At 27.3% G+C, this 13,096-nt stretch carries 12 protein-coding genes and 2 tRNA genes; 5 read left to right on the top strand and 9 right to left on the bottom strand.

Annotation, left to right across the window (positions count from 1 at the left end; all coding sequences use genetic code 11):
- Nucleotides 1-40 precede the first annotated feature (40 nt).
- Nucleotides 41-114, top strand: a tRNA-Gln gene (locus AAHM83_RS02135).
- A 150-nt stretch (nt 115-264) separates the two neighbouring features.
- Here AAHM83_RS02135 and AAHM83_RS02130 read toward each other — a convergent pair.
- Both AAHM83_RS02130 and AAHM83_RS02125 read right to left on the bottom strand, forming a co-directional pair.
- Entirely contained in the window at nt 265-549 is a 285-nt protein-coding gene (locus AAHM83_RS02130) for an iron-sulfur cluster assembly accessory protein (protein WP_342261851.1), read from the bottom strand.
- Nucleotides 549-2,066 (bottom strand): Npt1/Npt2 family nucleotide transporter, encoded by a 1,518-nt coding sequence (locus AAHM83_RS02125; protein ID WP_342261850.1) that lies wholly within the window; start codon nt 2,064-2,066, stop codon nt 549-551. The genes AAHM83_RS02130 and AAHM83_RS02125 overlap by 1 nt, the downstream gene beginning before the upstream one ends.
- 173 nt (nt 2,067-2,239) lie before the next feature.
- Here AAHM83_RS02125 and AAHM83_RS02120 point away from each other — a divergent pair, with 173 nt between their 5' ends.
- On the top strand, nt 2,240-2,623 hold the full coding sequence (locus AAHM83_RS02120; RefSeq protein ID WP_342261849.1) for an iron-sulfur cluster assembly scaffold protein: 384 nt from the start codon (nt 2,240-2,242) through the stop codon (nt 2,621-2,623).
- 253 nt (nt 2,624-2,876) lie between these two features.
- Here the strand turns inward: AAHM83_RS02120 and AAHM83_RS02115 are convergent, their stop codons facing one another.
- The 3 genes from AAHM83_RS02115 to AAHM83_RS02105 are packed head-to-tail and all read right to left on the bottom strand — an operon-like array spanning nt 2,877 to nt 6,281.
- Nucleotides 2,877-4,388 (bottom strand): Npt1/Npt2 family nucleotide transporter, encoded by a 1,512-nt coding sequence (locus tag AAHM83_RS02115; protein ID WP_342261848.1) that lies wholly within the window; start codon nt 4,386-4,388, stop codon nt 2,877-2,879.
- 58 nt (nt 4,389-4,446) lie between these two features.
- Nucleotides 4,447-4,698, bottom strand: a complete 252-nt coding sequence (gene rpmA, locus AAHM83_RS02110) for a 50S ribosomal protein L27 (protein WP_342261847.1) — start codon at nt 4,696-4,698, stop codon at nt 4,447-4,449.
- Nucleotides 4,699-4,739: 41 nt separating this feature from the next.
- Entirely contained in the window at nt 4,740-6,281 is a 1,542-nt protein-coding gene (locus tag AAHM83_RS02105) for an Npt1/Npt2 family nucleotide transporter (protein WP_342261846.1), read from the bottom strand.
- 145 nt (nt 6,282-6,426) lie between these two features.
- Here AAHM83_RS02105 and AAHM83_RS02100 point away from each other — a divergent pair.
- Nucleotides 6,427-6,500, top strand: a tRNA-Met gene (locus tag AAHM83_RS02100).
- 165 nt (nt 6,501-6,665) lie between these two features.
- Here AAHM83_RS02100 and AAHM83_RS02095 read toward each other — a convergent pair.
- From AAHM83_RS02095 to AAHM83_RS02080, 4 genes are read right to left on the bottom strand one after another with little or no spacing between them, the layout of a single operon-like run.
- Entirely contained in the window at nt 6,666-8,192 is a 1,527-nt protein-coding gene (locus AAHM83_RS02095; RefSeq protein ID WP_342261845.1) for a penicillin-binding transpeptidase domain-containing protein, read from the bottom strand.
- A 7-nt stretch (nt 8,193-8,199) separates the two neighbouring features.
- Complete coding sequence (locus tag AAHM83_RS02090; protein ID WP_342261844.1) at nt 8,200-8,409, bottom strand: hypothetical protein; 210 nt, start codon at nt 8,407-8,409, stop codon at nt 8,200-8,202.
- A gap of 42 nt (nt 8,410-8,451) precedes the next feature.
- Complete coding sequence (rsmH, locus tag AAHM83_RS02085; protein WP_342261843.1) at nt 8,452-9,309, bottom strand: 16S rRNA (cytosine(1402)-N(4))-methyltransferase RsmH; 858 nt, start codon at nt 9,307-9,309, stop codon at nt 8,452-8,454.
- A gap of 2 nt (nt 9,310-9,311) precedes the next feature.
- Nucleotides 9,312-9,737 carry a division/cell wall cluster transcriptional repressor MraZ gene (locus tag AAHM83_RS02080; RefSeq protein WP_342261842.1) on the bottom strand — a complete coding sequence of 142 codons (426 nt, stop codon included), beginning with the start codon at nt 9,735-9,737 and terminating at the stop codon, nt 9,312-9,314.
- Nucleotides 9,738-9,967: 230 nt separating this feature from the next.
- Here AAHM83_RS02080 and AAHM83_RS02075 point away from each other — a divergent pair, with 230 nt between their 5' ends.
- Together AAHM83_RS02075 and argS are read left to right on the top strand one after the other, a co-directional pair.
- Entirely contained in the window at nt 9,968-11,362 is a 1,395-nt protein-coding gene (locus AAHM83_RS02075; protein WP_342261841.1) for an anion permease, read from the top strand.
- A 61-nt stretch (nt 11,363-11,423) separates the two neighbouring features.
- On the top strand, nt 11,424-13,070 hold the full coding sequence (argS, locus tag AAHM83_RS02070) for an arginine--tRNA ligase (RefSeq protein ID WP_342261840.1): 1,647 nt from the start codon (nt 11,424-11,426) through the stop codon (nt 13,068-13,070).
- Nucleotides 13,071-13,096: the final 26 nt, after the last annotated feature.

Raw genomic sequence — 13,096 nt, 5'->3', positions numbered from 1 at the left:
TATTTACAATGATACTAAAATTAAGTAAAATTTTTGCATATGGAGAATAGTTTAGTGGCAAAACTCCCGACTCTGGCTCGGGCGTCCTTGGTTCGAATCCAAGTTCTCCAGCCATTTGAATGATTTGCTATTGATGTTGATTTTTTTTTAAAATAAAAAATATTGTTAAAATATTAATTTTTTTGTTTATTTTGCCAGTTTTTATAATCAATATTTATAAAATAATCTAAAATTTTAAACGTTAACCAGCAAAAATTTTTCGATTTATTTAAAAAAAGAAGATCCACATCCGCAAGATTTTAATAATTGATTATTAACAATAAAATTCTCATAACCTATCTCCATTATAAAATCTAATTCAGAATTTAATAAAAAAGGCAAAGAATACTCGTCTGTAATCACATAATCATTTAATAAAAAAAAATTATTTAAACTGTTTGCATATGAAAATTCATAAACAAACCCTTTACAACCACCAACATCAACCAAAATTAAAAGATATTGAGCATTTTTCAAAATTTGCTTTTTTGCTGAGTCTGTAATTTTCATTATTCAGCTTTTTTAGTTTGTAACGATGGTAAAGAAGCATAAATCATCAACAAAAAGAACACCCATAAACCACAGCTTAATAAAACTACAGGCATAAAAATTGGAGCTAAAGCTATTTGATCAGCTCCATTAAATAACATGCTTAAAGAGCTTTCTAAGAACGATCCAATAGATTTTCCAAAACGAGAACCAATCATATCAACAGAAGCTTTACCTTTTGTCATCGTGTCTTCTGGCAAAGAAGAATAAACCATTTGTAAATTAGGATCTAAAACAGCGTATCGACCACTTTTAGCTAATGCATCTTGAATAAAGCCAACATGAACAGCTAAAGCGGCTGCTGAATACCCCAAAAGAAAAAAAGGTGGAATATAAGATTCAAAAACAATTAAACCAAAAAATATAAAGCTAGACAAAAACAATAAAGCTGGCGAAAAACTTGTTGCAAGCCCCCAATTAAAACGAGCCAACAAAAATTTATTTAAAAAACCAGTAGAAATGACAAAAGCGCTTAGTATAAAATAAAAATTACTTAAATAATATCCAATTTCAGCATGACAGCCGTTATATTGTTTTCGAATTAATTCTTTCCAAGTTACTTCTATTAAATTTGTAGTAACGCCATAACAAATTATAACGCCCAAAATGTACATTAAATTTTTATTTTGAATAATTGTTTTTATAGAATCAGAAAAAGAAATTTTATGTTTTGGCTTCATCTTAAAAACATTTGAAAAATTTTCAGAATTAGTCTCATTTGTTACCACATAATTGTTTATAAAATAATATACAGCAATAAAAAATAATAAAGACCCCACAATTAAATAAAAATTTAAAAACAAAGCATTATTAGACTCTAATGAACCGTGCTTAAATTTTGAAGATTTAGAAAATAACATTCCTTGTAAATAAGAGCCTATAGCAGAAATTATATAAGAATAAGAAACAAATAAAGGATAAAACCTTATTTTTTCTTCTTTTGTTACACAATAATTAGCAAACCCCCAAAATAAAAATGTCACAACAATGGTACCAATTAATTCAGCAAAAACATAATAAAAAGAAAACATCCAATAAGCAATAACTGGAAAAAAATTACGAACAGATGGATATTGTGTTTGCAGCTTTTTTAAAGTCTCAACTGACATATGTAAACTTGAAATGTTTGGTAAAAAAAACAAATAAAACAAAGAAAAAAACAACAATAACGGAAAAACAGAAAACAAAAAAGCTTTTTCCTTAGAAACTTTGTTTGTTAACCAACAAAAAAACACAAAGTACAGTATGCTTATAGGCATTACAAAATACATTTTTAAAAAACTTATAGTATTCGCTGTTGCTAGTGGTGCAGATAATATGTATGTATCTTTATGAATTCTTACAATGCCATAGCAAAATATTGACGATGTGAACATCAATAATAATGAAATAAACTTGATGTTTTCTTGCCCATAAATTGGCCAAAAAAAACTTCTCACACTCGAAAAAAACGAGCTAAACCAACTTTCTCTTTTCATTTTTCCTCCCCATTTTTTATTAATTAATATTAATATTTCATGGTATCAAGTTACCGTTTAAAAAAGTAGATCATAAAAAATTCGAAAATTCCGTAAATAAAAAAACGATAAAAAAAAAGAAATTTCAAATTAAATTTTTGTTTTTTATTTTTTTTATATATACTAATAACATAATGTCTTATAATCAAAAAATTTTAAATCATTTTAACTTGCCAAAAAACGTTGGAGAGTTAGATGAAAACAATGACCAAGTTGGATCCAGTTTAGTTGGAGCTCCTTCTTGTGGAGATGTGTTAAAATTTTCAATTAAAATTGAAAACAATATAATAATAGATGCCAAATTTTTAGCATTTGGATGCGGTGCTGCAATTGCTTCTAGCTCTCTTTTAACCGAAAAAGTTATTGGAAAAACATTAAATGAAGCTGAAGAAATTTCAAACCAAGAAATTGCTAGCGAGCTTGAATTACCTCCTATTAAATACCACTGCTCTGTTTTAGCCGAAGAGGCAATTAAAGATGCTATCAAAGATTACAAAAACAAACGTATAAAATCTTAATGAATTTGATTCTCTTTTTAAAATTTATACTAATAAAAAGTTTAATTAAGCAAACTAATGTTTAACATTTTTCGTATTTTGCAAAAACATCTTAATTGTGAAGATGTTTGCTTCTATCTGTATTATAAACATATAATTAATTAATCTAACATAAACACAACATCAAATTGTTTATAATTGCTTTTATAAACTAATTTTTAAACTCTTATTTTTAAATTTTTTTATCAATATTATAGTTTAAAAAGAGATATTGTTATTTTTTTATCGATTTAGCATATTCTTCTGCTAAAACAATTGTGAAAAATATCCACACCCCGCAAAAACATAATACTATTGGCATAAAAATCGGAGCTAAAGCTATTTGGTCAGCTCCTTTAAATAACACACTTAAATTACTCTCTAAAAAAGCTCCTCCTGATTTACCAGCTCTTGAACCAACTATGTCTACAGATGCCTTGCCTTTTGTTTTTAAATCATCGTCTAATGGTAAGTATGTCATTTGAATATTAGGATCTAATATTCCATATTTGCATCCTTTTGATATGATATCTTGCAAAAATCCTATTTGCATTGCTAAAAAACCACTTGAATACCCAAAAAGCATCCAATTTGGTAAATATGAACCAAAAACCAGTAAAAAGAAAAAGAAAAATGAAAAAATCATAATTGCAATGGGTGTTACAAGAGATGATTTTAACCAGCCAAATTTACTTGTCAAATATTTATTCACTAACCCCAAAAAAATTGTACAGAACCCTGTTATAAAGTAAAAATCACTCATATATTTGCCTATTAAGGATTCTTCCCCATTGAACTCTCTTCTTACTAATTCTTTCCATGTTAGCTCTATCAAATTTGATGTTAAACCATAACAAATGACTATTACTGCTATATACATCAAGTATTTTGAGCCAATAACAGTAAAAATACTATCTTTTAATGAGGGCTTTTTTTTAGGAGTCATTTTTATTGCTTCTATTGAAACAGTTTTATCAAAAGGTAAAACTTTGTTGTTTACAAACCAAAACAAAATTAAAAATAAAGACATTGATATGATTACAAAGTAAAAATTAACAAACAAGATATCAAAATACTCTTTACTTCCCTTTTCATATCTTGAACTATATTCATATACGTATGACTGTATTTTTGCAGCAGACATAAGTCCTATATATGAATATGATGCAAAAAAAGCATAAAATCGTTTAGATTGCTCCGCAGAACTTGCATAATTAGCAAAGCCCCAAAACAAAAAAGAAATTACAATTGTTCCCCAAAGCTCTGAAAAAACATAATACAAGGAAAAAGACCAATATGCTATGACTGGAATTAAATTTTTAAAATTTGGATATTTATTTTGCCAAAAACTTATTGTTTCAATTGACATATGCAAATATTGCGAATTTGGCAGTAAAAAAATGAAAAAAACAAAAAAAAACAAAAAAAACGGACATAAAGCAATAAAAAAAATTTTTTCTTTACTTAACTTATTACTTAATGAGCAAAAAATCATCATATATATCACGCTAAATGGAAGAACCAAATATGCCTTTAAAAAACTAGTTGTATTTGCTGATGAAAGAGGCGCTGAAAGAATATAAGTATCTTTATGAATCCTCAATGTTGTATAAATGAACAACGCCAAAGTCATCATTGCTAACATTGGTATAAATTTCCAATTCTCTTTTCCATAAATTGGCCAAAAAGTAATTCTTATCCAACTTCTTAAATTAGAGCTACTTTCTCCATCTTCTGTGTTCACCATTAAAAATCTCCTGTTCAAGAGATTATCATTAATAGAAAACTAACAAAAGATCAAAATTTTAATTCAAAGAAACAGAGACAACCCTTCTTCTGCCTTTATTGGAAAAAACAACTTTTCCATCTTTTAAAGCAAAAAGAGTGTGATCTTTTCCCATGCCTACAAAATCACCAGGGAAAACCTTAGTGCCTCTTTGTCGAACGATTATGTTACCACAAATCACTTTTTCGCCCCCAAATTTTTTAACACCTAATCTACGTCCGGCTGAATCACGACCGTTTCTACTTGATCCACCTGAGCTTTTACTTGCCATTTTTAACTCCTTTTATTTTTCTTTAATTTATTAAAGAATCTCTATTGGTTAGAAGATTCTTTTTGCTTTGCTAATTCATCAGCTTCTTTGCTTAATCTTTCATATTCTTTAGATAAAGCTATGCTAGCATAAATCCAAGATATACATAAACCTATTACTAATATCATAAATGCAAATTGTTGACCATATTCCCAACCTGGAATTGCCATTACAACCATAATTTGCAAAACACTTCCTAAAGATTTTCCTGCTCTTCCACCAATAACATCAACAGCAGCTTTACCTTTGATTTTTTCTTGTTCATTTAATGGTTGATATGACATTTGAACGGTTGGATCAAACAAAGTATATTTTGCACCTTTGCTCAATATATTTTGAATAGACCCAACAATAACAGCATAAAACAATGATGCTGATAACACTGATGCTGGCAAAATAAATTTACCAAACAAAAGAAAAATATAAAAAGACGCTGAGGTTATCAACATTATAACTGGAGTTGCTAAAGCGCCAAACAACCATCCAAATTTTTTAACAATTCCTTTACAACAAAAACCGATAAAACATGTAGCTATACCTGTCCAGATGAAGAAATCACACATGAAAATTCCATATGCGTCTTTTGATGGAAACAATGATTTTACTAACCCTTTCCATGTAACTTCAACTAAGTTTGCTGTCATACCATATGACAAAACTAAAATTGTTACATACATTAAATATTTTGAATTCCATAACATTTTTAAACTTTCAGTTGTTGATGGTTTTTCTTTTTTAACTGAAGAAGATTTAACTCCAACTGTATTAATATCAAAACCTTTAGCTGCTAAAATAACTTCATTTAAATACCAATATAAAGCAGCAAAAAACAATCCACTTAATACCACACAAGCTAAAACTGTTGTTGTTGAATCTGCAGCTTTAACACCTAATTTTTTAGCAGCAATAGAAGCTGAAAAAAAATATTTGGTTATTAAACCACCAACAACTAAACCAATGTTAGAATAAGATGCAAAAATTGTAAAAATTCTTTTTGCTTCATCTTTAGAAAAAGCTGCATTTGCAAAATTCCAAAACAATAAAGAAATAACAACGTTTCCCCAAAGTTCTGAGCAAACATAAAACAATGAAAAGCTCCAATTCCCTACAGCTGCTATGATATATCTAAACCTTGGATATGCAGCTTGCCAAGAATCTATTGTTAGATGAGATGCGTGTAATTTTTCTGAAAATGGAAAAATAAAAATAGAAAAAATTATAAAAAAAGTTAAAAATGGCATTAATGTAACATAAAAAAGATTCTTTCTTGAAACATTATTGCTTAAATCCCAAAACTTTTTAACAAAAAACAATGTTGCTGGTAAAACTAAAAAAAGCTTTAAAATAGGCAAAACATCTTTTCCTGATCCATAAGCTGTCATAACCAACGAATCCTTATTAATTCTTAAACAGGTATAATTAAAAAGCGCCAATGCTAACATGGTTATCATTGTTAGTACTTTACTCGTTTCGTGAGAATAAACCGGCCAGAATGTTTTTCTGAACCATGATAATTCCTCATTTTTTGACTTTGACTCCGTCATGTAAATTCCTTTCGAACAAATTCGATTATAACATTTAAATCGTAAAAGTCAAATAACAGAAACAATATTCAAATTAAAAATTTTTTCCATTTTTCATGAAAAAGCTATATGCAAAAATTTTTTTTCACTATATAATTATTTTCAAGGCGGGATAGCTCAGCTGGTTAGAGCGGAAGAATCATAATCTTTAGGTCGGGGGTTCGAGCCCCTCTCCCGCTATTTTTCCAAAAATCGAATTTTTTTATGTTGGTTTTCCGGCTCAAAATTTTGAATTTTTGTTGAAATCAAGACTTTTTATTTTATTGGTCAAAAACTCCCCCGAGAACGACCTTTTTTATTTTTATTCCCCCAAATCCAAATAAATTAAAATAAAACTGTATTTGTTTATTGGTTCAAATTTATTAATTTCTCAATAATAGAAAAACTTATTAACATTGAACTTTGTGATCCAAATAAAGCAATATCATTTTTTTTTGGATCGTCTAAAACTATTAAACCAATAATTTGTGGATCTTCAAGTGGATAAACAAAAACGAAGGAGCTCATATGACTATTAGAAATATATCCTTTTTGAGTATATTTTTTTGCAGTACCAGTTTTCCCCCCAACAGAAATACCTCTAAAGTTATATTTTGAAACGTGTTTTCTTACATTTTCTCCCAAAATAAATCTTAATTTTTTAACAGTGGATTTATCAATTATTCTTAAAGATTCTTCTTTTTTATAAAGCGGATTTTGTTCTATGTGTAAATCCATGTTTTTACCAGTTAAAACCCTTAAAACCGCTCGACAATAAGTTGATAAAGAGATTGAAATTCCATATCCATAACTAAAAACTGAAACATCACATTTTCTTATTTTTTTAGGAGTTATAGCACCTTTTACAAAAATTTTATCTATACTCCAATCCTCAAATAACCCTATTTTTTTATAAAATTCTTTTTGATCTTCTAATTCTATTGTTTCAGCCAAAGATATAAAGGCTACGTTTGATGAATATAAAAAAGCCTGTTGAAAAGATAGCTCAATCGTGTTTGAATGCTTTAAAGCATAGTCTTTTATTTTATGCCCACCAATTGAATAGCTTGCCGGTATAGCAAGCTTTGTTTCTGGATTAACAATATCTTTTTCAAAAAACATTGAAGAAGATAAAACCTTCATAATTGAACCTAATTCATATCTAGATTGAATAGCTATGTTGGTATCATTTTTTGCATCTAGAACATGTGGATTAGATTTTTTTTCTTTTGAAGTTTTTGAATACATTGCTAAAATTTTGCCAGTTTTTGCACATATTATTATTCCACTAACAAAATTTGCATTATATTTTAATTTTCCATTTAAAAGCTCTTGCCTTAAAATGTTTTGAACAGAAGATTTTAAAGAAAGCTTTAATGGAGGGTTATCTTCGTTCTTAAGATAATCATCGTAATATTTTTCTACACCAGTTAACCCATTGTTTTCATCTGTCACCTTACCTAAAACATGTAAAAAAAGGTTAACAAATGGATAAAAGCGAATACAGTCTTTAGAAATATATATGCCAGAATAGCCAAAAGAAGATGCCTGGTTTGCTTTTTGAGGAGAGATATGTCGAGTGATCCAAACAAATTTATTGTGCAAAGTTAATCGCCTATATATATTTCGTTGTTTTTGATTTAATATGTCAGATAAATTTTTAGATATTACATTATAATCATCAATAACTTCATGAGGCAAAGAATAAATTGAATATGTTTGCATAGAAGTTGCTATTAAGTTATTTTCTGCATCTAAAATTTCAGATCTATTTTTATTGGATTTAACTTTTACAGGTTTTGAAAAAACAAAATATAAAAAAGTCAATTTTATTGGAAAAACAGCAAACAGAAACAACAAAATCGATAAATTTAATTTGTAGCTTTTATTCATATTTTTTTCAACTTAATTCTTTTGAAATTCTCTCACTTAATTTTTGAATTCTTTTGGGATTATTTAAATATCGCCATTCTACTTTTAAGGAGCTTAAATCGTCTTTCACTTTTTTTGATTCTTGTATCAAATTATTTTTTATTTTACCCAAGTAAAAAACATAAGATTTTGAAATAAAAAGCAAAAAACACAACAAAACAAAAAACCACTTTAACATTTTTTTCTCCTTAATTTTATTATAATGCTATAAATTATCATCTTAAATATCCAGCTCCTCTTCATTCAAATTATTAATAAACCATCTAACTTTTGCAGATCTAGACCTAACATTTTCTTTTATTTCTGCCTCTGTTGGATATAAAATATTTTTATTTTGAAATTTATTTTTTATTATTCTATCTTCCAATGAATGAAATGTTATTACCACAATTTTACCAAAAGGTTTCAAAATTTTCATTGCATCATCTATTCCTTTCTCTATATGCTGAAATTCTTTGTTAACATAAATTCTTAAAGCTTGAAAAATTTTTGTTGCGTAATGTTTTTTTGAACTTTGATTAAAATCACTTAAAATTTTTAAAAATTCAAAGCAAGATTCTATTTTTTTAATTTTTCTTGAGGTGCAAATTTTTTTAGCAATTTTTTTTCCATTAAACTCTTCTCCATATTTTATAAAAATCTCTGATAAATCCTCTTCTTTTAAAGAGTTAATTAAAGTTAAAGCCGTTTCAGAATTTTCGTGATTATCATATCTCATATCTAAAGAAGAGTCATATAAAAATGAAAATCCCCTATTAGGATCCTCTATTTGATTAGAAGAAAAACCTAAATCGAACAAAATCCCATCTGGTTTAACAGGAAAAGCATTGTTTTGCCAAATTTCAAATATATTTGAAAAAGAGTCATTAACAAATTTAAAATTATCTTGAAATTGATTTTTGATTCGATTCTCATAAATTAAGGTGGAAGAATCTCTGTCTATTGATATTACAACACCACCTTGCTCAAGAATTGCTTCAGTGTGTCCTCCTTGACCAAAAGTGCAGTCTATATATAACTGACCAGCTTTAACATTTAATAAATCAATTACCTCTTTTTTCATTACTGAAATATGCATATTTATTTTTTTTCCAATAACTTCTTTCTAACTGTTTCTTGATGATTTTTAAAAGCTTCTGGCTCCCATATTTGAAAAGTTGAACCTTTTCCGACAAAAGCTATTTGATTTGAGATATTTGCATGCTGTAATAATAAATCTGGAATAACAACCCTTCCATCCTTATCAAACTTCAACATAACCGCATCTGCAAAAACAGCCGATTCAAGAGACTCTCTATCTAAAGAAAAGCCATCATAATCTCTATCAATTTTTTCGCTTAATTCTTCCATTTTTTTCATTGTAAAACAATCAACAGCGTTAAGTTTGTGTGATCTAAAAGCCACAAAAGCAGAGTAATCAGATAACATTGCACGAAAATCTTTAGGAACAACAACTCTATTTTTAACGTCCATTGCATTAACAAAGGTCGAAATAAAAATAGCCATATAAATAATTTACAAAGTTAAAAACATTAAATCAATGGTTTTAAACGGGCAGCCACGGGTTTTTTCCCCATTATTTTCCACAGCATGTGAAAAACATATTGATAAATCATATTGATAAATAAAATAAATGATTGATTATCTGGTGTTTGTTGCCAAGAAACTAAATAAAAGAATCCTTAAAAACAACAACAAATTAGCTTTAATTTGGAATTTGTGATAAGATTTGACTAATGAACTTTTTAAAAAAACTAGATACAAATAAAATTTATCAAATTCTTTTCATTTTTACTTTAATATCGTCCACCTCATTTGTAACAATTCATAAATATAAAATAACGGTTTTGTTCTTGTTTACAATTTCAAATTTTATTTTTAATTTTTTTGATTCAGGCTCAATGACTATGTTATCTATGACGGTTGGTCTTTTATTAAAAGTTTTTTCAACAAAAAGTCTTTTAAAGGCTTTTTGCCAACCGATAATATGGCAAATTATGTGTTTTTTGTTTTTATCTCAAGCATTAATAAAGTCTGGATTAGCGCGCAAGGTTTCAATATATATTATGTATTTTTTTGGCACATCAACTTTATCACTAAGTTTTGGTTTTTGCTTTTTAACAGTGGTTTTTGCTTTGGTTTTACCAACTAGCACAGCCAGAATTGGAGGAATTTTCATTCCTATAGTTGCTTCAATTTTTGATATACTCTCTAAACAAGACCAAAAATTAAAAGATACAATTATAAAAGTGATTGTTTATAGTAACACAATTGCATCTGCAATGTTTTTCACCGCTAGTTCTGGAAATTTTTATATTCAAGAAATTACAAAAACACTTAACGTATATATATCAGCACAAAATTGGATGTTAAATGGATTATTCCCCGGCATTGTTTGCTTAATTGCAACAACGTTCTTAATTCACCATATAATGGATCCTAAAACTAAAAATTTAAAAAAAATAAATAAAAAAATCGAAGAAGAAATGATTGCCTTCGATTCTTTTTCTTTTAATGATTTTTTAATTTTAACGATTTTTATATCAATATTTCCATTTTGGTTTATAGCACCTATATTAAAAATCCCCTTTCTAGGTGTTTTATTAGCATCTTTATTCGTTTTTTTGTTTTTAGATATATTAAACTTTGAAGAAGATGTTTTAAGCCATAAAGAAGCCTGGAGCCTGTTTTTTTGGATGTCTAATCTTTTAATGCTTAGCTCTTTAATTACGCAATACGATTCTTTCGCCTTTTTAACAACGCTGTTCGCAAGTTTATTAAATAATATACCAGCTAATTATGAAATTTTATTTATTTTAATTTTTTACGGGTATTCTCAATATTTTTTTGCCAGTTCCACAGTTCATGCTAGCGCATTGTTTTTAATAAGCTTTGATTTATGTATAAAATATAACTATGATCCATTTTTTAGCGCATTATTATTATCATATGTTAGCAACCTGTTTGCTGGATTAACAACTTATTCAGCTAGCGAAGTAATTTTAATCACAAAAACATTTAACTGTGACTCAAAAGAATTTAACAAATATGGATTACTATTTTCCTCATTCATTTTTGTTTTATGGCTTATTTCTGGTTTTATTTGGTGGAAAATTACAAAAATCATATAATAAATTACCATAATAACTTAATTGTTTTTTATGTGATATCATAAAAAAACGGGAGAAAAAATTGTTTTATTCAGATATAAAAGAAATAGTTCATTCAGCTTTACTTCAAATAAAAAATTTTGATTCAAATTTTGAAAAAATTAATATATTGCCTATAAACAGTAATATATCTGGCCATTATTGCTCAAATTTACTTTTCGAAAACAAATTTTCAAATGAAGAAAAAGAAAAATTAAAAGAATGTTTATTAAAAAATAAATTGATAGAAAAAGTAGAAGTAATAAAAGGATACCTAAATTTAACCTTAAAAGGTGAATATTTTCAAAAAAAAAATGATCAAATTCTAAACGAAGAAATTCTACCAAATATAGGAAAAAGAGAAAAAACAAACGTTGAATTTTGTTCTGTTAACCCAACTGGATATTTACATATTGGACACGCTAGAAACGCGATTCTAGGTGATTCAATTGCTAGAATTTTAGAAAAAACAAATTATGATGTGACTAAAGAATATTATGTAAATGATGGAGGAAATCAAATCAACTTAATGGCAGAGTCTATCTATGCAAGATTATGTGAATTAAAGAATATTCATTATAAATTTCCTGAAAATGGATACAAAGGCTCAGAAATGCAAGATGTAGCCCAAACCTTAAAAAAAGATGCAACAATAGATGAAATAAAAAAAATTGCAGTAAATTTTTTTGTAAATGAAATAAAAAACGATTTAAAAAATATAAATATAAATCATGATATTTGGATTTATGAAAGCACAATTATCAAAGAAAAATATATTGAGAAAGCTTTAAAAATATTAGAAGAAAAAGGCTATATAGAAAATAACACAAGAGAAGAGAAAAAGGTTTCAAAAGGCAAAATTTCAAAAAATGCATTAACATTATTAAAAACAACATTACTAGGAGATGATCAAGATAGACCCTTAACAAAATCAGATGGATCTTGGACGTATTTTGCTCCAGACATAGGATATCATTTTTATAAAATAGAAAGAGGATTTTCATTTTTAGTGTGCACATTAGGAGCAGATCATGATAGTTATGCAAACAGAATAAAAATCGCAACAAAATTATTAGATAATAAAATAAAGCACTATACGCCAATTTGCCAAATGGTTTCGTTTGAGCATGATGGATCGTTAGTGAAGTTTTCAAAAAGAATGGGCAATTCAATTAGAATACAAGATTTCATAAAAGAAATTTCACCAGATATATTAAGATTCATGATATTAGAAAAATCTGCAGATACACAATTTGTATTCAACTATGAAAGCGCTGTAAATGTAACGTTGAAAAACCCTGTTTTTTATTGCCAATATGCTTTTGCAAGAGGTTGCTCCATTTTAAGAAAAGCTGAAAATTTAAAAACAGAAACTATAAATGAAAAAAGTGTTTTTTTTGAAAAAAAAGAAGTTCAAGATTTTATTATAACAATGTCCTCGTTTGATTCTGTATTAAGAGATTCAACAAAAGATTTAGCCCCACACAAACTCGCCAATTATACAAAAAAATTATGCGAAAAAATGCACAAACTATGGCAAATTGGAAAAATAGATGAAAACGATAGAATTATCCTTGAAAAAAATCCAATAGAAACTGAAACAAGAATAAAAATTATAAAATCATTTTTAAAAATAGCTAAAGAATGTTTTTATTGTTTAGGAATTAACGCAAAAGAAAAAATGGAATAAAAAAATTAAGCAAAACCAAAATGTTA

Source organism: Alphaproteobacteria bacterium endosymbiont of Tiliacea citrago (genome assembly GCF_964031065.1).
Classification (GTDB): Bacteria; Pseudomonadota; Alphaproteobacteria; order CAJXXZ01; family DAHXLG01.
Note: the sequence above shows the minus strand (reverse complement) of the source record. Positions and strands in the feature narration are given on the sequence as shown.

Excerpts from the sequence above, each read along its gene's own strand:
- AAHM83_RS02075 (WP_342261841.1), top strand. The coding sequence starts at position 9,968 with ATGAACTTTTTAAAAAAACTAGATACAAATAAAATTTATCAAATTCTT.
- rsmH (WP_342261843.1), bottom strand. The coding sequence starts at position 9,309 with ATGCATATTTCAGTAATGAAAAAAGAGGTAATTGATTTATTAAATGTT.
- AAHM83_RS02120 (WP_342261849.1), top strand. The coding sequence starts at position 2,240 with ATGTCTTATAATCAAAAAATTTTAAATCATTTTAACTTGCCAAAAAAC.
- AAHM83_RS02105 (WP_342261846.1), bottom strand. The coding sequence starts at position 6,281 with ATGACGGAGTCAAAGTCAAAAAATGAGGAATTATCATGGTTCAGAAAA.
- AAHM83_RS02090 (WP_342261844.1), bottom strand. The coding sequence starts at position 8,409 with ATGTTAAAGTGGTTTTTTGTTTTGTTGTGTTTTTTGCTTTTTATTTCA.
- AAHM83_RS02115 (WP_342261848.1), bottom strand. The coding sequence starts at position 4,388 with ATGGTGAACACAGAAGATGGAGAAAGTAGCTCTAATTTAAGAAGTTGG.
- AAHM83_RS02080 (WP_342261842.1), bottom strand. The coding sequence starts at position 9,737 with ATGGCTATTTTTATTTCGACCTTTGTTAATGCAATGGACGTTAAAAAT.
- rpmA (WP_342261847.1), bottom strand. The coding sequence starts at position 4,698 with ATGGCAAGTAAAAGCTCAGGTGGATCAAGTAGAAACGGTCGTGATTCA.
- AAHM83_RS02095 (WP_342261845.1), bottom strand. The coding sequence starts at position 8,192 with ATGAATAAAAGCTACAAATTAAATTTATCGATTTTGTTGTTTCTGTTT.
- AAHM83_RS02125 (WP_342261850.1), bottom strand. The coding sequence starts at position 2,066 with ATGAAAAGAGAAAGTTGGTTTAGCTCGTTTTTTTCGAGTGTGAGAAGT.
- AAHM83_RS02130 (WP_342261851.1), bottom strand. The coding sequence starts at position 549 with ATGAAAATTACAGACTCAGCAAAAAAGCAAATTTTGAAAAATGCTCAA.